This is a genomic window from Nocardia sp. GP40 (assembly GCF_050434125.1).
GTDB lineage: Bacteria > Actinomycetota > Actinomycetes > Mycobacteriales > Mycobacteriaceae > Nocardia > Nocardia albiluteola.
In genome coordinates this window covers 165446-184147 of sequence record NZ_JBNPVW010000017.1, presented here as the reverse complement: position 1 = coordinate 184147, position 18702 = coordinate 165446, and the positions used below count along the sequence as shown (strand labels likewise).

The window sequence follows — 18702 nt, the reverse complement described above, 5'->3', positions numbered from 1 at the left end:
ATGTCGCTCAAACATCCCGTGGTGGCCATCACCGGGTCGTCCGGCGCCGGGACCACCAGTGTGACAAGGACTTTCCAGGAGATCTTCCACCGGGAGGAGATCGGCGCGGCCATCGTGGAGGGCGATTCGTTCCATCGCTATGATCGCGCGGCGATGGCCCTGGAGATGGCCGAGGCCGAGCGGAGTGCGAATCGGCATTTCTCGCATTTCGGTCCGGAGGCGAATCTGCTGGGCGAACTCGAGGCATTGTTCCGCGATTACGGCGAGACGGGGGTGGGGCTGGTGCGGCGGTATCTGCACGACGCGGCCGAGGCCAAACCCTACGGATTGGCGCCGGGCACATTCACTCCGTGGGAGGAGCTGGCCCCGGGCAGCGATCTGCTGTTCTACGAGGGCCTGCACGGTGCGGCGGTGTCCGGGGACGTGGATGTGGCGCGGTATGCCGACCTCCTGGTGGGGGTGGTGCCGATCATCAATCTCGAGTGGATTCAGAAGGTGATCCGGGACAAGACCGAGCGGGGCTATTCGAGCGAGGCGGTGCTGGACACGATCCTGCGCCGCATGCCGGACTACGTGAACTACATCTGCCCGCAGTTCTCCCGCACGTATGTGAATTTCCAGCGGGTACCGACGGTGGACACCTCGAATCCGTTCATCGCCCGCACGATTCCCACCGCGGACGAGAGTTTCGTGGTGATCCGGTTCGCCGATCCGAAGGTCATCGACTTTCCGTATCTGCTGTCGATGCTGCACGATTCGTTCATGTCCCGGCCCAATTGCATCGTGGTGCCGGGCGGCAAGATGGAGCTGTCGATGCAGCTGATCTTCACGCCCCTGATCCTGCGGCTGATGGACAAGCGGCCCAAGCACGCGTCCGTGCTGTGAGCGAGCCGGTGGGTCTCCTCGCGCGGAAGTTGTAGAACATGTTTCAGTGTGATGTAGTCGTGGGCACCGAATCGCCGCGGCAGAAAGGGCCCATCACATGCCGACCGTATCCGTCAGCGCCGTCGTCGAGGCGCCGATCGAGAAGGTGTGGGAGATCGTCGGGGATCTGTCGGCCCAGCCGAAGTGGAACAACGTGCACGTCGCATTTCCCAAGGGGGTGCCCTCGCCGGTGACGGTGGGCGCGAGCTTCACCCAGACGATCACGAATATGGGACTGCCCAACGACATCGCCTGGACCGTCGAGGCATATGAGCCCGGACGGCTGCTGGAATTGCGCGGCAAGGCCCCGATGAACGTCGCCACCCGGCTGCGGTACGAGGTCGAGAGCATCGCCGAGGGCACCCGGGTGCGGATCGAGAACGAATTCAACAGCCCGCTCATCCGATTGATGGCCGGGCGGCTGAAGAAGGGCGCCGAGGCCGATATGAAAACCTCGCTGCGCGAGCTGGCCGCGCTTTTCGCCTGAGGTGCGCCGTGTGCATTCCGGCATCGCCTGCCGGAATGCACACGGCGCCCATTACTCCGCGCTGGCCTGCTGCTCCTGGCGGCGTACCCAGCGGAGGTCGGCGAACCAGGTGTAGGCGGCCACCACCCCCGATCCCACGGCCGCGGCGGCGAGCATTTGGTTGCCGTCCACCACGAGGCTGACCAGCCCGCCGATCGCGGCGCCGGCGATGAACGAGAGCCACTGCACCGCGTAATTGAGCCATTCGCGGTGGGTGCCGCCGGCGATGTGGCGCTCCACCCCCTGGGCGAGCTTCACCAGCGTGCCGGTGACGTACGTGACCGGGATCGCGGTTTCGCCGTTCTTGACGAACGAGGTGTTCAGCGAGCCCATCGCGAACGCGACGAACAGCACCGGTACCAGGCCCACGCGCAGGGTGTTGTTCCAGCCGTCCAGGGCGTTGTCCATGACCGCGGACACGACCAGGGCGGCGGTGGCGAGCATGGTCGCGCCGTGGGGATGATTGCGCCACCAGTGGCGGCGGCAGAGCGAGGCGACGAACACCCCGGCCAGGAAGCTCAGGATCAGGCAGAACGCACCCCAGGCCAGCAGGTAGTCGCCGAGGAATCCACCGATGACGGCGCGTTCGCTGTTGCCGGTCATGAAGGTGACGAAGTAGCCCATCGAGTGGGTGTATGCCGCGGCGCCGACGAATCCGGCCAGTATCAGCAGTGCGGTGGCCAGGCGGGCTTCGAGATCCCAGAACGGTGGGGGTCGATCGTTCGGTTTCGCACTCACAGCGACAGGTTAGCAATATATGCACAGATATGCATGGATGCCGTTGTGTGACGATGATCAAGAATTCTGCGGGAGTCCGCGGCGAAAACATGCAGCCGATGCAATGCTACACGGTTGCGGAATCCGGGCACTTCGGACAGATGGGGCTGGTCAGGCCGGTGCGGCTGACGCGGCGGCGGCGAAGCGGGTGAGAGCATCGAGCGCCGCCATGCGCCCGACGTCCAGGGCGCGGAGCATGAGCGCCGCATCACGGGCGGCGCGACTGACCGTCGGCGATCCCAGCGGCGGGCGGATCTGCAGGACCGTGGGCGTCGCGGCGAGCGTCTCCTCGTCCCGGGCCAGCTGCTCGCCGCGAGTGAGCCAGTTGTCCACCACGCCGGGTGCGTGCCGGGCCAGGAAGCGCGTCACGACGCGCAGTTCCAGCCGCGAGGGCAGGGTGGGCGGCTCGTCCACGCGCCGGGTCCGCAACACGAGGGTATGGGTGGCGCCCTGGGCCAGGGCGGTGTGAATTGGCACCGATTCGGACAGGCCCGCGTCCACATAGCGCCGGCCCGCGAGTGCGACCGACCGGCCGGCCAGGATCGGCAGGCAGGTCGTCGCCAGCAGGGCGCTCTGCAGCGAGGGGGTGTCGGTGATGTGCGGGTGCAGGTCGACCGAGGAGCCGTCGGCGGTGTCGGTGCCGATCGGGTGGAAGGTCACCGGATTGGCCAGGATGGCCGGGAAATCCATCGGCACGATGCGTTCGTACACCGCGTGCACCAGGTACTTCGTGTCGACCACGTGCCCGAGGCGCAGCGCCCGGGCCGGGTTGATCACCCGGCGCACCACATCGGCGTGCCAGGCGCGACGCGAGCGGTGGGCGCGCCCGCACAGCAGCCAGGCCCCGTTGAGGGCGCCGGCCGAGGATCCGTACACCGCGTCGAAGCAGGACAGCAGCCCGAGCTCCTCGAGTGCCATCACCATCCCGTGCGAATAGGCGCCGCGGGCCGAGCCGCCCTCGATGACCAGCGCCAGCCGCGCGCCGTCGGTGCGTTCGCCGGGCCGGCTACGGTTCGCACGCCGCGCGGCGAGCAGGTCCCCGACGGGGGATCCGGTATCGGTCTGCGCCACGGCACCGAGCCCTTTCCGTGAATATAAGACATGTAAGCCGCTGTGTATCTTATACCTCGAGGCTGCGCTGCTACGCGGCCTCGAGGTAAATGTCCTCACAGAATGCGGCTCGAATTTCGCCGGACGGTGAACGGCAGGCGTATGAGGCGCAACGGGTTACGGATCGCAAGACGGTGCCGCGCGGCCGACGGACCGGCGGAGCGCAGGCTGCGCCAGAGAGTCTTCGGCCCTCGGCGGTGCGGCCCGGGGGTCGTCCCGGCTGGCCGGTAGTCTGCGTGCATGCGGACCGAGCCGACCGAACTGCTTATCGATACGGTCGCCTGGGTGCTCATCGTGGACGGCCGGATCCTGTGTGCCCGCCCACGCGGCAAGGACATCTTCTACATCCCCGGCGGTAAGCGCGAGGGCGCGGAGACCGATCTGCAGACCCTGTTGCGGGAGATCGACGAGGAGCTCACCGTCGCGCTGGACCCCGGCACCGTCACCCACATCGGCACCTACGAGGCCGAATTGCACGGTCCGACAACGGGTTCGGTGCGCATGGCCTGCTACAGCGCCGATTACGCCGGCACGCTGGCCCCCAGCAGCGAGATCGCCGAAATCGCCTGGTTCGGCTACGCCGATCGGGACCGGGTGCCGCCGGTAGACCAGTTGCTGTTCGACGACCTCGTCGAGTCCGGCCTGCTGCCCGGGAAACCGAGCTGAATCATGCTGGCGCAGTGGCCGTTCCCCGGCGCCTCACGATCCGCTGGGAACGACGCACCGACATCCCCCACGCATTCCTCGACCTCGCCGCAGCACTCATCTACCGGCGACGACTCAGCAACCGAACCCGATAGGAGCTCTTAACGCCGGATCGGGCGGATCTACTTCTCGACACCCGTGACGACGACGTGGTCGTAGATCGAAACCCACGGCGCGAGATGCCGCCGTGGGTTCCGTCGTTCTGCGCGCCGGGTGATCAGAAGCAGACCGGGCGCCAGATTGTGCCGCAGAAGAAGTGGTTCAGATCGGCCGAACCGCTGGAGATCTCGCTGTTGCCGATCGACTGGGGCGCGGCCGGGGCCTGGGCCTGCGCAGGAGCGGCGGACATCAGCACCGCACCCGACAGCAGGGCACCCGCGACGACATGGCGATTGACTCGAATCATCCCAAACCCGATCTTCTCGAGTTAGTTTCGGTCACGAATATGACCGCGGTGGCTGTGTCGAGCGCTGGGCTCCGCCCGTTACAGCGAGAGGTTGCAGGATCCGGCCCGGACCAAGCAACCCGCCTGATCGTCATCACCGTCGCCGGTATACCCCCGCACAAATCGCACTCACTGATTTGCGACAAGCCAGTGGTCAGTCGCCCACCGGCACAGTGCCGAGATATAGGGCATCTGCCCGATAGACCCGCAAGCTTCCGGCTGACAGAGTGACTCGAGTTCACGTAGATCAATTCGAGGAGTCGATACGGGATGAAAAGCGTTCATCACTCTGTTGCAGCCGCGGTCGCGTTGGCCGCCGCCGGTGTGACCCTGAACGCGCCGCAGGCGTCGGCCGAGATCGGGGCTCGAGTCGTGATCGCGGGCGGCGGGCTCAGCAATGGATTCGGGACGGGCTGCAGCTATCAGGTGGTCGCGAACGGCAGCACCGGATCGGGCATGAATTTCTATGACAACGGCGTCCGGTTCGCCACGACGGAAGGAAGCCCCACCCCGAAGACCCATGTGGCCTATTGGACTCCGACGACGACAGGGACACACACCATCCTGATCACTCAAGGTCGGGACACCCGAACCGTTGTCCTGACGGTCGGTAACGGAATCAACGCGGGAAGTTCCTGCCTGGTGATCTAGCGGTAGGTCGACAAGATCCGCGGCGTCGGATTCCTTGGGCTGCAATGCCGCAACGCGGCTGCCTGACGCTTGGGCCGAAATCGCCGCCCAACAAGGATGAATAGGACAAATACCCGATATCACAGTATCGACACTCTCCCTAATGCTGAACCAGGGCCCTGCAGAGTGCCGATAACCGCTGGCAGTAAAGGAATTCGAGATGACAAGTAAGGCTGTCGGGAGCTGTCTCGCAGCCCTGGCGTGTGGTGCGGTCATGCTGCTCGCGGGCTGCGGCACCACCTCCGTGGACAACTCGCAGAGCCCTGGCGGGTCCACGTCGGCGACCGGTGCCGCTGCCACCACCACGGCCCGTACCGACGGGGCCTCGGTTGCGCCGCAACCCGGTCCGGGTGACGATGGCGCCGCCACACCCGCGAAGACCGCACCCGGCACGCCCGCGCCCCTCACCACTGTGGCTGAAAGTCCGTCCACCACTACGGCTTCCGCGACAAGTACCGTATGGGACGCTTGCTCGCTGTCGGAATCCGCGCTCGCCGCGGCGGGATTGGACACCGCGACCAAGGAGCGTGTATCCGGGCGGAGCTGCAAGTGGCAATCGGCCGACCGGACCTTCGAGTTGTTCATCACCGCCTATGACAGGCCGCTGCCAGTCCAGGTCGAACCCGCGCGATACCAGGATGTGCGCAGGACCGAATACTACGGCCGGCAGGTGATCCAATATCGAGCGGCGCAGGATACCCACAAGCAGGGTTGCTATGTCGGAACACCGGCCGGGTTCGGCAGCATCGAGTTCCTGGTGCACAACACACGCGTTCAGACCGACGTGGGCGACCCTTGCGCGGATGCGAATCGCGTCGGAGCCGCCCTGTTCAGGTCACTGCCCTGACCGCGCCATGGGCGTCAGTGGATATATCGAGTGAAAAATTAGAGGGCGCACAATGATTCGAAAGACAATACTGGTCGTCACGGTAGGGATCGTGATCAGCGCACCGACGACCGCAACCGCTGGGGCCGCACAGCCCGAGGTTGCTACCGAGGCCGTTGTCGACGCACAGGACGTCGCACTCAGCACGGGATCAGGGATGGCCGACACTGTGATCAACGGGCTGATCACAGCGATCTTCGGCCCCAATGATCCATCCAAGTGCACATTCCCGTACTGCTTCTGAGCCAACGTAGTCGTCGAGTTCACGACCGACCGCATGCCGCCCCCGGGCCGTCAGCCCGGGGGGCATCGTGTCAGAGCCGGTCGCACCGGTCGGACGGGTGGAATACGGTGCGTCATTTGCCGCCGCGCCTGCGCTGAGGCCGGTCCGGCATGCGGATTCCGACGACGAACACCTGCGAGCGATGGCCGGCTCATCGGCCGACCTCGGCCCGATCGAATGGTGAAACACCGTTATGACAGGTCCAGATGTGCCAGTTCCACCCGGCTGTTGACACCAAGCTTGGGGAAAGCGCGATACAGGTGGTGCCCAACGGTTTTCGGGCTCAGGAACAGTCGCGCAGCGATGTCCTTGTTGGTCGCGCCGGCGGCCGCCAGCCGAACCACCTGCAGCTCCTGCGGAGTGAGCGCGGCCGTCGGATCGGTAGCTGTCACAAGTGACGTACTCTCGCCGGCGGCGCGCAGTTCGGTACGGGCACGCTCGGCCCACAGCGTCGCGCCCAGCCGGTCGAAGGTTTCCGCCGCCTGCCGCAACTGGCCCCGGGCATCGGCTCGCCGGCGCGCCCGCCGCAGCCATTCCCCGTAGAGCAGAGCAGTGCGCGCATGGTCGTACCAAAGCCCTTCGGCCAGCTGCAATTTCAGGGCACGCTGGAAGGCGTCGTCGTCACCGTGCAATGCGGCCTGTCCGCGTAGCGCGATGGCCTCGGCGAAGGGCGTGCCCAAGGCGCTGGACCACTGTTCTATCTCCGCCATGGCGGCCTCGGCGCGGGCGGGACGCCGCAGACGCACGGCGGCTTCGATCAGATCGCCCAGCAGATGAATCCACTGGCCGCGCACCCGATCTGGGATGCGGTAAAGCCCTTCGAGCCGCTCCAGCGCGGTCTCGTGCCGCCCCAGACCGAGGTCCAGCAGGCCCAGCGCCCATTCGCCAACGACGGCATGGATGAAATTGTCCTGGCCGGCGGCAGCGCGCAAGCCACGCTCGGCCAGATCGCGGCAGCGGTGCTCGTCCCCGCGCATCGCCGCCAGCAGCGCGAGCAAGACTTCGGCGTGCACAACCCCGTTCCGCTGATCGATATCGCGGGCTATGCGCAAACTCTCGTTCAGAGCCACCTCGGCCTCGCGCAGCCGACCCAACATCAGTTCCGCATTGCCCAAGCACACCGACGCCGCCGGAAACCAGCCGATCATGCCGCGTGCCCGCAACTCCTCCGCCAACCGGAACATTATCTCGCGGGTGTCGGCCACATCGCCGATGAGCATGGCTTGACCGCCCAGCGCCAGCAGCATCGACGGCGCGTCCGCACCCATCGAACGGCAGGCCGCCACGTTCGAACGGATCATCGCGATCCCGGCATCAAGGTCGCCGGTAGTCAGTGACAGCGGGCCATCCAACGCTTCGAGCAGCCGTGTGCGCTGGTCGTCCGGCAGCGGAAGTCCGGCCAGCCGGGTCCGCGCGCGCCGGACCCCGAACAGATCACCCCGGTTGAACGCCGCCCACGCAGCACCCATGAGCATTATGGCCGCCCGATCGGATTCGAGCTCCGCGGCAGCCACCGCGGCCACTATCCACAGATCGTGCGCACGGCCGAGCGCGCCGTCGTAGAAGGCGATCAGCGCCCGGGTCGCGTCGAGCCGGGCGCGGTAGCCGGCGACGAGCGGAAGCCGTTCGGCGGCCTGCGCCAACCGCAGCGCGCGATCGGTTCGACCCGCTTCGGCCGCCCATTCGGCGGCCTGCACCAGCCGCACGCCCCGCCGCTCCGGTTCGGGAGTAAGCTGCGCGGCACGTTCCAGGGCGGTGGACGCCGCGGAGTATCCGGCCCGCTGCTGTGCGTGCTCGGCCGCGGTTTCCATTGCGGCGGCGACGGTTTCATCTGATCCCGAGGTGGCGGCGGCCAGATGCCATGCGCGGCGGTAGGGGTCGTCGGACAGAACGGTGCCGAGTGCGGCGTGCACGGCGCGCCGTTCGGTGAAATCGGCGCTGTGGTAAGCGGCGGCGCGTTGCAGTGGATGCCCGAAACGGACTGCCCCGTGGTCGACGACCACGATGCCGGAGGATTCCGCCCGCGCCAGTGCCCGTTCGGTGAGACCCAGTTCCCTCAGCGTGCGCAGCACCAAACCGAGATCGCCGGTCTCCTCGGCGGCGACAACCAGCAGTGCGGTGCGCACCGGTCCGGACAGCTCCGCGATGCGCCGCTCGAATCCGGCGCGCAGCCGGGCCGGCAGTGGGAGCGGGCCCACGCGAGGCATATCCGGGGCCATGCGCGGAAGCTCCAACAGCGCCAACGGATTTCCCATTGCCTCGGCCAGAATGCGTTCCAGTACTTCGGTTTCCAGCTGCGGCCACCGCTCGCCCAGCAGTCGCCGAGCGGCGTCTTCGGCGAGCGGCACGGGGTGCAGGGTGCGCACGCCCGGCACTGTGAACCCGGTGCGCGCGGCAAAAAGCATGACAACACCCTCGGCGCCGAGCCGACGGGCGGCGAAACGCAGCGCATCGGCGGTGGCCTGGTCCAGCCACTGCGCATCGTCGATCAGGCACAGAACGGGTCCGGACGCAGACAGCTCAGCCAGCAACGACAGCGTGGCCAGGCCCACCTGGAAGCGGTCGACCGGCATAGCCGCGGACGCCAACCCGATCGCGGCGCGCAAGGCCGCGGCCTGAATGTCGGGCAGATTGCCGATCGGCAGGCCACCGACACCGCCGACGGCCGACCCGACCAGGCATTGCAGGCCCGCGAACAATAGTTCGGACTCGGTCTCCACGCCGACGCAGCGCAGGATCTGCCAGGTGTCGTCCACCGTAGCGGCAGCATGGTCCAGCAGGGCGGTCTTCCCCTCTCCCGCTTCACCACTGAGCGCGATGGTGCCGCTCTGCCCGGTTTCGGCGTTGCGGAGCAGGGTATCGATCCACTCCAGTTCGGTCTCACGGCCGTGCAGCACAACACCGAATCCGCCTGTGTGGGCCGCCATTTCGTCATCATGCGTCGCGACTCGCCAGTCTTCACGGCGCCTGTGCATCGCTCAGCCTAGGCCCGGGTCGGCGTCACATAATCGCGCGTGCAGACCGTCCAGGATGCGTTCCCGCCTGTACCGGAATTTGGCATCGCGCGCCGCGCGGATGTCGGCTGGCCCGCGCGTCGCGATCAGCTGCCCGATCCGCGGGTTGGATTCCACGGTTCGTTCCCGTACCGACCGCGACTGCTCGCCCCACTCAACCTCGGAGCGGCCGCTGTGCGCGATGGCTGACACTGACGCCATATCGAGACTCCTCCCCGCCGGTGCCGGGAACCCGGCCGTGCCACGCTAGCGCACACCGTACGCATTTGCGAAAAGTGAACGCGCATAGTAACGGTGGCCCACCGCCCTCGCTGTTGAGCCGTAGCCCGCTGGTCGGCGCCGTGCTGGAAGAACAGGCCGACATTGGCTTTGGCCATAACGGGGACCCTCCCCGGATAGATCAAGAATTAGCGTTCGAGGCTGAGCTCGCGTTCATCCTGGACAGCTTGGCACAGCACGTTGTAGGCACCTCGTCGAGCGTGCCGGACCGGAAAGCGCGGGTGGCCATTGAGCTGCCGGTAGCCAGCATGATCGCCTTCCGAACCTGCAATCTCGCGGCTCGGTGGCGGGGTCGATGCGGCCTGTGAGAAGGTCCAATCTCGGCAGATCCGGCGCTAGCGCGATCGGCAACGCTCTGATCAGCAGATTTTCCGGCGGCGCAGTGGCGCGGGCGAGGTGTAGTCCGCCCGTGGTGGTGGTGCCCGTGTCGCCGTTGCTGTCCCCGGGCCGCCGTGCGGGTGTCCGGCGGCCGGAGTTCGGGCGAGCACCGGGGATGGCTGGATCAATCCGGTAGCAGCGGCACCGACAGCCCTTCGCCGCGGCCGAGCAGGGCCGCGCGGGTGACGGTGCCCGCGCCGAAGCGGGCGCGCAGTTGGTCCAGGGTGGCATCGAGGGTGGCGTCGGGGCGCGGCTCGAAGGGCAGGGGGAGCTGGAGGGTCTCGGTGTCGCCGAGATTGGTCAGGGACAGGCCGATGAGGGTGAGGCCGCGCTCGTGGATCACCGGGGTCGCGGCGGCCAGGAGGGTGCGCGCGGTGCGCAGCAGGACCGCGCCGGTGTCGGTGGCCTCGGGCAGGGTGTGCGAGCGGGTGGCGCGGCTGAAATCGTCGAAACGCAGGCGCAGCACCACGGTTCGGCATCGGCGATGGGCCGCGCGCAGGCGGTGCCCGAGCCGGTCGGCCAGGCCGTGCAGGTAGGCGTCGAGCTCGACATCGGTGTGCGGGCCCGAGCCCAGGGCGCGCTGGGCGCCGATGGAACGGCGGCGCACCCCGGTGTCGACCCGGCGCGGATCGCGGGCCCAGGACAGCGCGTACAGATGTCGCCCGGCGGCCGGGCCCAGGATCGAGGCCAGGGCCCGCTCGCCGTGCTCGGCCAGCTGCCCGACCCGGGTGATGCCGCGCTCGTGCAGCGCGCGGGCGGTGACTTCGCCGACGCCCCACAGCCTTTCGACCGGCAGCGGATGCAGGAAATCCAGCTCGCCCCCGGGCGGGACGAGCAGTAGCCCGTCCGGTTTGCTGACCGCGCTGGCCACCTTGGCCAGGAATTTGGTGCGGGCCACCCCGACCGAGATGGGCAACCCGGCCTGCTCGCGCACGCGGGACCGCAGCGCGGCGGCGATCTCGACCGGGGGCCCCGCGATCCGGCGCAGCCCGGCGACATCCAGGAACGCCTCATCGATGGACAGGCCCTCGACCTCGGGGGTGGTGTCGCGGAAGATCTCGAACACCAGCTTGCTGGCCTGGGCGTAGGCGGACATGCGCGGCGGCACCACGATCACGTGTGGGCACAGCCGCAGCGCCTGCCGGGCGTTCATGGGGGTGCGGATGCCGTGCGCCTTGGCCTCGTAGCTCGCGGCCAGCACGACCCCGCCGCCCACGATCACCGGCCGACCGCGCAGCCGAGGATTGTCACGCTGCTCGACCGAGGCATAGAACGAGTCGAGATCCGCGTGCAGGATCGTGGCCTCGGCGCGGCCGCCGGATGAACCTTCCTGGGGCGCGAGCCTTCGAGTCGACACGAACATATGTTCGCATAGCCCGCCGACAAGTTCGCCGCGGCCGAAAACTAGAACGGGTTGCCCGCCGATTTCAGTGTACGGTCGTTCGCTGAAATCTTGTGAAGATCAGCCTATCGAGGCATTTCATGGCCATATTCATGGACTGACACTCGCGTCGTGTCCACCGAATCGCTAGCCTTGATATGAAACGTGTTCTAGTGTTAGGTGGCGCCGCACGGTCAGCGCCGCAAGACAAAAGGAGTGCACCACCCCATGCGTACCGAGATCTGTGAACGGCTGGGCATCGACGTCCCGATCTTCGCCTTCACCCACTGCCGCGACGTCGCCGCCGGGGTGAGCAACGCCGGCGGGCTCGGCGTGCTCGGCGCGGTCGGATTCACCGCCGAGGAGCTCGAGGTCGAGCTGAGCTGGCTGGACGAGCACGTGCACGGCGTCTACGGCGTCGATCTGGTCATCCCGTCCAAGTACGAGGGCAAGGGCGTGGAGGGCCTGACCCCCGAGGAGCTGGAAGCCAAACTGGCACAGATGGTCCCGCAGGGCCACCGCGATTTCGCCGAGAAGATCCTGTCCGAGCACAACGTCCCGCATCTGCCCGAGGGCGAGCATCACAACCAGCTGCTGGGCTGGACCGCGACCACCGCGGCCCCGCAGGTCGAGGTCATCCTGCGCCACCCCAAGGCCAAGCTGGTGGCCAACGCGCTGGGCACCCCGCCCGACGACGTCATCAAGACCGTGCAGGATTCGGGCCGGCTCATCGGCGCGCTGTGCGGCTCGGTCAAGCACGCGCTCAACCACAAGAACGCGGGCCTGGACTTCGTGGTCATGCAGGGCACCGAGGGCGGCGGGCACTGCGGGGAGATCTCCTCGCTGGTGCTGTGGCCGCAGGTGATCGACGCGATCGGCGACATGCCGGCGCTGGCCGCGGGCGGGGTCGGCAACGGCCGTCAGATTGCCGCGGCGCTGGCGATGGGTGCGGCGGGCGCCTGGACCGGGTCGCTGTGGCTCACGGTCGAGGAGGCCAACGTGCCGCCCGCGCAGATGCAGACCTATATCGACGCCACCAGCCACGACACCGTGCGCTCGCGGTCGTGGACCGGTAAGCCGTGCCGGATGCTGCGCAACGACTGGACCGATGCGTGGGAGAGCGCCGAGACGCCGGATCCCTTGCCGATGCCGCTGCAGATGATGGTGGCGCTGGACGGGGTCAAGCGCGGGCACCGCTATCCCGAGGCCGCCAAGGACGTCAACTTCAACCCCGTCGGCCAGGTCGTGGGCATGATGAACAAGGTCGAGCGCACCGCCGATGTGATGCAGCGCCTCATCGAGGAGTACCTCACCGCGTGCGAACGGCTGAACAAGCTCAACAACGCCTGAGACCGATCCGGCCGGGGCCGCGCGCCCCGGCCGGGCCCGGTCAGTAGCTCGGCAGTTTGCCGGTCATCACCACATGCGTTCCGTCCCAATGGAACTGGACGTGCGAGACGGTGCCGTCGGCGCAGGCGTTGCAGCTGCCGGGTGTCTTGTAGTCCAGCACGACGGTGTCGTCGGTCGTGGTCGCGGTGTCCAGGCTGGTGAAGCCGTACGCCCTGGAGGTCCCGGTGCCGAGATAGGTGCCCTTGTGGAACATCAGGGCCTGGTTGGGCGAGCTGCCGGTCGCGCCCTGGATGGTGATGATCGCCGTGGACAGGGTCGCGCACGGGTTGAAATTGCCCTCGAAGGTCTTCGGGTCGGTGTCCCAGGCGCTGTGGGTGGCCGGTTCGGTGGGCTGGCGGCGCACCGCGGCGGCCACCGCGGGGGAGGACAGGTCGACTCCGCAGGCGGCCGGGCTGGGCTCACCGCTGGCGATCGGCGCCGCGGTCGCCTGCGAATGCGCCTGCGAGACAGGGGTTGCCGTGGATGGCGCGGCGGCCGAGCCGCCACTCGAGCCGCACCCGGTCAGCAGCCCGGCGGCGATGACAGCTGATGTGACGGCGGCGGCCAACGCGCCCCCGGTCGTTCGAGACACCGTTCGTGACCTTCTCTCGGTTCGTGCGAGCATGGCCGATCTGCCCTCGCGGCCGGACGATCCGGCGGCGCATCGCGGGCCCGATGGACCCCGAGCCCCCAGGGCCGAGGTCCACGGTAGGCGAACCTACTGTGTCGCGCACGATTCGACCGAATTCCGCCGGGCGCCACCGCAAGACGGCATCGGGTGCGGTGTTGCGCTCGATGCCGGTTGCCCTAGAGTTGCGTGGCCCGGGTGGCGACTGCGGCGGTCATCTCACCGAATCCGCGGCGCAGGGCCGCGCCCATCAGTCCGGTGACGACCGGGAGCAGCCAGCCGGCGAGCTCGAAATGCGAGTCGTAGCGGCAGCGCTCGTCGCCCAGCGGGGTCAGGGTGTGTGAGCGCAGGCTGTGCAGGGCGCCCAGGGGCATCGGCTTCATGGTGTAGCTGAATCCGGCGCCGGGCTCGACCGAGCGGATGTATTCGCGCTGCGCGCGCTCCTTGGGGCCGATCAGCTTCACCCGCATGTCGATCGGCGCGCCCGGTTCCAGCGTCGTCTGCGCCGAGACGCAGAACGGATTCCATTCGCCGTACCGGGGGAAGTCGGTGAGCACCTGCCACACCGCCGCGGCGGGGGCGTCGATCTCCACACTCTCGTCGATCACGAAGGCCATGCCGGAACAATACTGAAACAAGTTCTATGTGCGCATCCCGGGGCGGCGGGCCCCGGGATGCGCACGCGCTCAGGCGCGGCCGACGGCCAGGGTGACGTTGTGTCCGCCGAAACCGAACGAATTGCTCAGCGCATAGGAGATGTCCTGCTTGCGGGCTTCGCCGTGCACGATATCCAGCTCGACGCCGTCGTCGGGATTCTCGAAGTTCAGTGTGGGCGGGACGATTCCGTCGCGGACACTGCAGACGGTCAGGATCGCCTCGAGCGCGCCCACCGCGCCGATGGAGTGCCCGAGCGCCCCCTTGGGTGCGTAGACGCTCGCGTGCGGGGCGACCTTGGCGATGGCGATGGCCTCCGAGGCGTCGCCGACAGGGGTGGAGGTGGCGTGGGCGTTGATGTGGCCGATGTCCTGCGGAGTGAGCCCGGCGAAGTCGATTGCCTTGCGCATCGCGTTCGCCGAGCCGCCGCCCTCGGGGTCGGTGCCGGTCATGTGGAAGCCGTCGGAGGTGATGCCTGCGCCCACGATGCGGCCGTGCACCTGCGCACCCCGCGCGGCGGCGAACTCCTCGGATTCGAGCACCACCAGCGCCCCGGCCTCACCGAAGACGAAGCCGTCGCGGTCGCGGTCGAAGGGGCGCGACGCGGCGGTGGGGGCATCGTTGCGGGTGCTCATCGCGCGCATCATCGCGAAGCTGGCGATCGGGATCGCCTCGATGTGGCCCTCGACGCCTCCGGCGATCACCACATCGGCCTCGCCGGTGGCGATCAGGCGCCAGGCGTGCGCGATGGCTTCGGCGCCCGAGGCGCAGGCCGAGGTGGGCGCGTACACGCCCGCCTTGGCGCCGAATTCGAGCCCGACGCGGGCCGCGGAGCCGTTGGGCATCACCATGGGCACCGTCAGGGGGTGGATCTTGCGGTAGCCGCCCTGCTCGATCGCGTGGATCGCGTCGTAGATGGTGTCGCCGCCGCCGAGGCCGGTGCCGATGGCCACCCCGAGCCGTTCGCCCTCGACGTCGGGCTTGCCGGCCTCCTCCCACACCTGCCGGCTCAGCACCAGCGCCATCTGCTGCACGTAGGAGTGGCGGCGCAGCTCGATGCGGGTCAGGTGCTCGCCGGGGCGCTGCTTGAGCTTGCCGCCGATCCGTACGGGCAGATCGTATTTGGTGACGAAATCGTCTGTGAGCGGGCCGATTCCGCTCTCACCGGCCAGCAGCGCCGGCCAGGTGCCCGCGAGGTCGGGGGCCAGGCTGGTCGTGGTGACCATGCCCGTGACAACGACGCCGCGCGGCGAATGTGAAGCAGTTGTTACACCCATGGCGTTAATGGATACCTGTAGCGGGCGCTACAGTCAACCCGTGCCACGCCCTCTCGACCAGGCTCGCCGAGCAGAGTTGCTCGCCGGAGTCATCGCCTACATCGCCGAACGCGGCCTCACCGAGCTGTCGCTGCGACCGCTCGCGGACTACCTCGGTACCAGCTCGCGCATGCTGATCCACTACTTCGGCAGCAAGGAGCAGATGCTGGTCGCAGCCCTCGAGACCCAGCGCCCGGATATCGCGGGCCTGTTCTTCGACGTCGAGGACATCGACATGCTGCGACGCCGCCTGATCGAATCGTTCTGCGTGAACACCACCAGCGACTGGGTCCGCAGCACCAGCGTGTTGCTGCAGGTGCTGGGCGTGGCCTCGGTGCCCGCCAGCCCCTTCGCGGCTTATGCGAACGACGCGGTATACGTACTGATCGACGCCCTGACCAAGGTGCTGGGCGAGCTGGATTCGACCATGCCGGACCCGAGATCCACGGCGACCCTGCTGATTTCGGGCATCCGTGGCCTGCTGCAGGACCGCCTGGTGACCGGCGATGCCACCCGGGTGTCCAAGGCCGCGCGATTGCTGATCAACCAGTCCCTGCCGTCGGCGCGGGCATAGGCATGTCGTGGCCGGGCGATCTCTGTCCGGTCCGGACACGGCGGGCCAACCGCTGAGCTCGTGATGCAGGCCCGAACTGCTCGCTTGTGGTCGATGATCTTCACCGCTGATCACATCCCCTGAACGGCGTCTTGACCTGCGGTAGTCTGACTGTAGTCTCGTAGGTGTGGGGATTACATGGTTCTGGGGCCTGGCAGCACTGCTGGCGCGCTCCGGCATAGAGATCGACGACGTATACGACCTGGTCAGCGCATGGTTGGCCGGGCAACGGCCGATGCGGATGCTGCCCGGAGTCGACGACGCCACCGGCCTGAAGGCAGCCGTGCTGATGGGGCGCGGCGACGACGGGCGACTACTGGTGATCCTGGCGCGCATTGACGGGCCCGACCTCTATGTCATCAACGCTTTCCTACCCACCGGCGAATTGATCGCGGAGCACGAGCGATGGGAGCACCGCAATGACTGACCCTTTCGACGACATGAGCATCAACGAGATCGCCGCGCTCACCGAACGCGTCATGGCGTCCGTGGACCCGCGTGACGCGCAGGAAGTCACTCCGCAGTCACTCGGCGTCGAGACGAGCGGGGCAACCATTCCGCGCTCGGTGAAACTCACCCCGGAACTCGATCGCCAGTGCAAGGCCCGGGCGGTCGAACTCGGGCTCACGCAGTCCGCATATATCCGTTCGCTGATCGAACGCGACGTGTCCGGGGTGGCGGCCCGTCCGCTGACCACTGCCGATCTGCCGCTGATCCTCGAATTCATCCGTCACGCGGCCTGACACGCGACGGGTTCGCCTGGTGGCTGGTGTTCGAGCTGCCGGGCGCTGGTATGGCGATCGGCGTGCGCGTAAACCTGGTGGGCGATTCGGCGGCCTGGTTCGATACCGTTGATTACTGCAGTGTCGGGTTCAGGGCTGAGGGTTGTGCGGATGGGTGAGAGTTCGATCGCGTGGGTCGATGGCGCGCTGGTCATCATCGATCAGCGGGCGCTGCCGCGCGAGGTCCGTTCGCTGCGGATCACCACGGTCGACGGGGTGATCGAGGCGATCGCGACGCTGGCGGTGCGGGGCGCGCCCGCGATCGGCGTGGCGGGGGCCTTCGGGGTGGTGCTGGCCGCGCTCGCGCACGCCGGTGACGAGGCGCGGGTGTTGGCGGAGGCCGAGCGGATCGCCTCCGCGCGCCCGACCGCGGTGAATCTGGCGTGGGGGGTGCGCCGGGCGCTGCGCAGGCTCCCGGACGGGGCGACGGCGGTGCTCGAGGAGGCGATGGCGATGCTCGACGAGGATGGCCGGGTCAATCGGGCCGCGGCGGCGCATGCGGCGGATCTGGTGCAGCGGGTGTGCCCGGATCGGCCGCTGCGGATGCTGACCCATTGCAATACCGGCCGGCTCGCGACGGCCGCGTTCGGCACCGCGCTGGGCGCGATCCGGGTGCTGGCGCAGCGCGGGGCGATCGAATCGGTGCTGGTGGACGAGACCCGGCCGCTGCTGCAGGGTGCGCGACTGACCGCATGGGAGCTGGCCGAGGCGGGGATCCCGCATCGGCTGACCATCGATACGGCCGCGGCGTGGGCGATGCGGACCGGGCAGGTGGACTGCGTGGTGGTCGGGGCGGACCGCATCACCGCCGACGGGTCGGTCGCGAACAAGATCGGCACGTACGCGCTGGCGTTGGCCGCGCACCACCACGGCATCCCGTTCGTGGTGGTCGCGCCGGAATCGACGCGGGATCTCGCGACCGCGACCGGTGATGAGATCGTCGTGGAGGAACGTGCTGCGAAGGAGATCACCGAAGTGGCGGGAGTGGCGACCGCTCCTGCGGGCACCGCGGTGTTCAATCCCGCATTCGATGTGACGCCACCCGAATTGGTGACCGCCGTTGTCACGGAGAACGGGGTCGTCAGCGGCACGGTCATCGGGCGCGACCCTGCCGCAGAGCGTGATCACATGGCCTCGCAATCGCCGGCGGGATCGGTGGTGCGAGGGGGCGTCGAGGATGCCGGTGCAGAGACGGAATTGGTTGCGGCACAGTCGATTGCCGACCTCGCGCGTGGACTGTACGGGCGCGGCTGGATGCCGGGCACGGCAGGAAACATCTCCGTGCGCGCCGGCAAGGCCGCCGTTGTCACCGGCAGCGGGCTGTCCAAGGGCGAGCTCGGGGCTTCCGACATGGTCACGGTGAATATCGCCGACTCACAGCAGATTTCGGGCCTTCGCAGGCCCTCGGCGGAGACTGCGATCCACACCGCGATCTACCGCGCCACGGGCGCCGAGGCGGTGGTACACGTGCATCCTCCCTATGCGACCGTGCAGTCGATCACGGCACCCGCGGAGGCCGGTACCACGGATTCCGGTGGCGCGGTGGCGCGACCGGACAGCGAGGCGCCGCGGTCGGGCGCGTCGGTGAGCGCGTCCCTGGGCACCCGTGCTGCCGATGCCCCGGCGACGTTGCGGTTCACCGGATACGAGCTCATCAAGGGCCTGGGGGCTGCGGAAATCATCGATATTCCGGTGTTCGCGAACCATCCGGACGTTTCGCGCATCGGCGCGGATATCGAGCGGTATCTGATCGAGCATCCGGCGGCGCCGCCGGTGCTGTTCATCGCCGGGCACGGCATCACCGCGTGGGGTGCGGGCCTGGCGCAGGCACGCGATCGGGCGGAATGCCTCGAGGCGATGTGCGAGCTGGTAACACTGAGCGGGCGCCGTATCGTCGGCGCCGACCCGGGTGTGTGAGGAGA

The 18702-nt window shown here is 68.0% G+C and carries 20 protein-coding genes; 11 read left to right on the top strand and 9 right to left on the bottom strand.

All coding sequences use genetic code 11. From position 1 onward, the window contains the following. A complete protein-coding gene (locus ABH933_RS38260; RefSeq protein WP_429425157.1) occupies nucleotides 1–885 on the top strand; it encodes a phosphoribulokinase in 885 nt (294 codons plus the stop codon). 97 nt (nucleotides 886–982) lie between these two features. Then, nucleotides 983–1411, top strand: a complete 429-nt coding sequence (locus ABH933_RS38255) for a type II toxin-antitoxin system Rv0910 family toxin (RefSeq protein ID WP_429425155.1) — start codon at nucleotides 983–985, stop codon at nucleotides 1409–1411. 51 nt (nucleotides 1412–1462) lie between these two features. On the opposite strand, the gene ABH933_RS38250 is transcribed toward ABH933_RS38255, so the two are convergent. Next, nucleotides 1463–2188 carry a YoaK family protein gene (locus ABH933_RS38250; RefSeq protein WP_429425153.1) on the bottom strand — a complete coding sequence of 242 codons (726 nt, stop codon included), beginning with the start codon at nucleotides 2186–2188 and terminating at the stop codon, nucleotides 1463–1465. A gap of 150 nt (nucleotides 2189–2338) precedes the next feature. Continuing rightward, a complete protein-coding gene (locus ABH933_RS38245) occupies nucleotides 2339–3298 on the bottom strand; it encodes a patatin-like phospholipase family protein (RefSeq protein WP_429425151.1) in 960 nt (319 codons plus the stop codon). A gap of 279 nt (nucleotides 3299–3577) precedes the next feature. On the opposite strand from ABH933_RS38245, the gene ABH933_RS38240 reads away from it, so the two are divergent. After that, nucleotides 3578–4003, top strand: a complete 426-nt coding sequence (locus ABH933_RS38240; protein ID WP_429425149.1) for an NUDIX hydrolase — start codon at nucleotides 3578–3580, stop codon at nucleotides 4001–4003. A gap of 256 nt (nucleotides 4004–4259) precedes the next feature. On the opposite strand, the gene ABH933_RS38235 is transcribed toward ABH933_RS38240, so the two are convergent. After that, nucleotides 4260–4448: a hypothetical protein gene (locus ABH933_RS38235; RefSeq protein WP_429425148.1), complete on the bottom strand. Its 189-nt coding sequence runs from the start codon at nucleotides 4446–4448 to the stop codon at nucleotides 4260–4262. A gap of 309 nt (nucleotides 4449–4757) precedes the next feature. Here ABH933_RS38235 and ABH933_RS38230 point away from each other — a divergent pair, with 309 nt between their 5' ends. The 3 genes from ABH933_RS38230 to ABH933_RS38220 all read left to right on the top strand — a co-directional run bounded on the left by ABH933_RS38230 (nucleotide 4758) and on the right by ABH933_RS38220 (nucleotide 6307). Further along, nucleotides 4758–5138, top strand: coding sequence for a hypothetical protein (locus tag ABH933_RS38230; protein ID WP_429425146.1), 381 nt, complete (start codon nucleotides 4758–4760; stop codon nucleotides 5136–5138). Nucleotides 5139–5337: 199 nt separating this feature from the next. After that, nucleotides 5338–6024, top strand: a complete 687-nt coding sequence (locus ABH933_RS38225) for a DUF3558 family protein (RefSeq protein ID WP_429425144.1) — start codon at nucleotides 5338–5340, stop codon at nucleotides 6022–6024. A 52-nt stretch (nucleotides 6025–6076) separates the two neighbouring features. Beyond that, nucleotides 6077–6307, top strand: a complete 231-nt coding sequence (locus ABH933_RS38220; protein ID WP_429425142.1) for a hypothetical protein — start codon at nucleotides 6077–6079, stop codon at nucleotides 6305–6307. Between the two features lie 230 nt (nucleotides 6308–6537). On the opposite strand, the gene ABH933_RS38215 is transcribed toward ABH933_RS38220, so the two are convergent. The 3 genes from ABH933_RS38215 to dinB all read right to left on the bottom strand — a co-directional run bounded on the left by ABH933_RS38215 (nucleotide 6538) and on the right by dinB (nucleotide 11380). Next, nucleotides 6538–9273 carry a LuxR C-terminal-related transcriptional regulator gene (locus tag ABH933_RS38215; protein WP_429425140.1) on the bottom strand — a complete coding sequence of 912 codons (2736 nt, stop codon included), beginning with the start codon at nucleotides 9271–9273 and terminating at the stop codon, nucleotides 6538–6540. 51 nt (nucleotides 9274–9324) lie between these two features. Next, nucleotides 9325–9561 (bottom strand): hypothetical protein, encoded by a 237-nt coding sequence (locus ABH933_RS38210; RefSeq protein WP_429425138.1) that lies wholly within the window; start codon nucleotides 9559–9561, stop codon nucleotides 9325–9327. A 580-nt stretch (nucleotides 9562–10141) separates the two neighbouring features. After that, entirely contained in the window at nucleotides 10142–11380 is a 1239-nt protein-coding gene (dinB, locus tag ABH933_RS38205) for a DNA polymerase IV (protein ID WP_429425136.1), read from the bottom strand. Nucleotides 11381–11626: 246 nt separating this feature from the next. On the opposite strand from dinB, the gene ABH933_RS38200 reads away from it, so the two are divergent. After that, nucleotides 11627–12748 (top strand): NAD(P)H-dependent flavin oxidoreductase, encoded by a 1122-nt coding sequence (locus ABH933_RS38200; protein ID WP_429425134.1) that lies wholly within the window; start codon nucleotides 11627–11629, stop codon nucleotides 12746–12748. Nucleotides 12749–12788: 40 nt separating this feature from the next. Here ABH933_RS38200 and ABH933_RS38195 read toward each other — a convergent pair whose 3' ends face one another. The 3 genes from ABH933_RS38195 to ABH933_RS38185 form a co-directional block, all read right to left on the bottom strand. Then, a complete protein-coding gene (locus ABH933_RS38195) occupies nucleotides 12789–13379 on the bottom strand; it encodes an LppP/LprE family lipoprotein (RefSeq protein WP_429425132.1) in 591 nt (196 codons plus the stop codon). A 215-nt stretch (nucleotides 13380–13594) separates the two neighbouring features. Continuing rightward, the gene (locus ABH933_RS38190) at nucleotides 13595–14032 is read right to left on the bottom strand and encodes an SRPBCC family protein (protein ID WP_429425130.1); all 438 of its coding nucleotides are present in this window, start codon (nucleotides 14030–14032) and stop codon (nucleotides 13595–13597) included. 69 nt (nucleotides 14033–14101) lie between these two features. Then, nucleotides 14102–15346 carry a KasA/KasB family beta-ketoacyl-ACP synthase gene (locus ABH933_RS38185; RefSeq protein WP_215920005.1) on the bottom strand — a complete coding sequence of 415 codons (1245 nt, stop codon included), beginning with the start codon at nucleotides 15344–15346 and terminating at the stop codon, nucleotides 14102–14104. Nucleotides 15347–15386: 40 nt separating this feature from the next. Here ABH933_RS38185 and ABH933_RS38180 point away from each other — a divergent pair, with 40 nt between their 5' ends. From ABH933_RS38180 to mtnA, 4 genes are all read left to right on the top strand, one after another. Then, on the top strand, nucleotides 15387–15959 hold the full coding sequence (locus ABH933_RS38180) for a TetR family transcriptional regulator (RefSeq protein WP_429425129.1): 573 nt from the start codon (nucleotides 15387–15389) through the stop codon (nucleotides 15957–15959). A gap of 166 nt (nucleotides 15960–16125) precedes the next feature. Next, nucleotides 16126–16425 carry a hypothetical protein gene (locus ABH933_RS38175; RefSeq protein ID WP_429425127.1) on the top strand — a complete coding sequence of 100 codons (300 nt, stop codon included), beginning with the start codon at nucleotides 16126–16128 and terminating at the stop codon, nucleotides 16423–16425. Further along, nucleotides 16418–16741, top strand: a complete 324-nt coding sequence (locus tag ABH933_RS38170; protein ID WP_429425125.1) for a hypothetical protein — start codon at nucleotides 16418–16420, stop codon at nucleotides 16739–16741. Before ABH933_RS38175 ends, ABH933_RS38170 begins: the two co-directional genes overlap by 8 nt. A 150-nt stretch (nucleotides 16742–16891) precedes the next feature. Beyond that, on the top strand, nucleotides 16892–18697 hold the full coding sequence (mtnA, locus tag ABH933_RS38165) for an S-methyl-5-thioribose-1-phosphate isomerase (protein ID WP_429425123.1): 1806 nt from the start codon (nucleotides 16892–16894) through the stop codon (nucleotides 18695–18697). The last annotated feature ends 5 nt before the right edge of the window (nucleotides 18698–18702 follow it).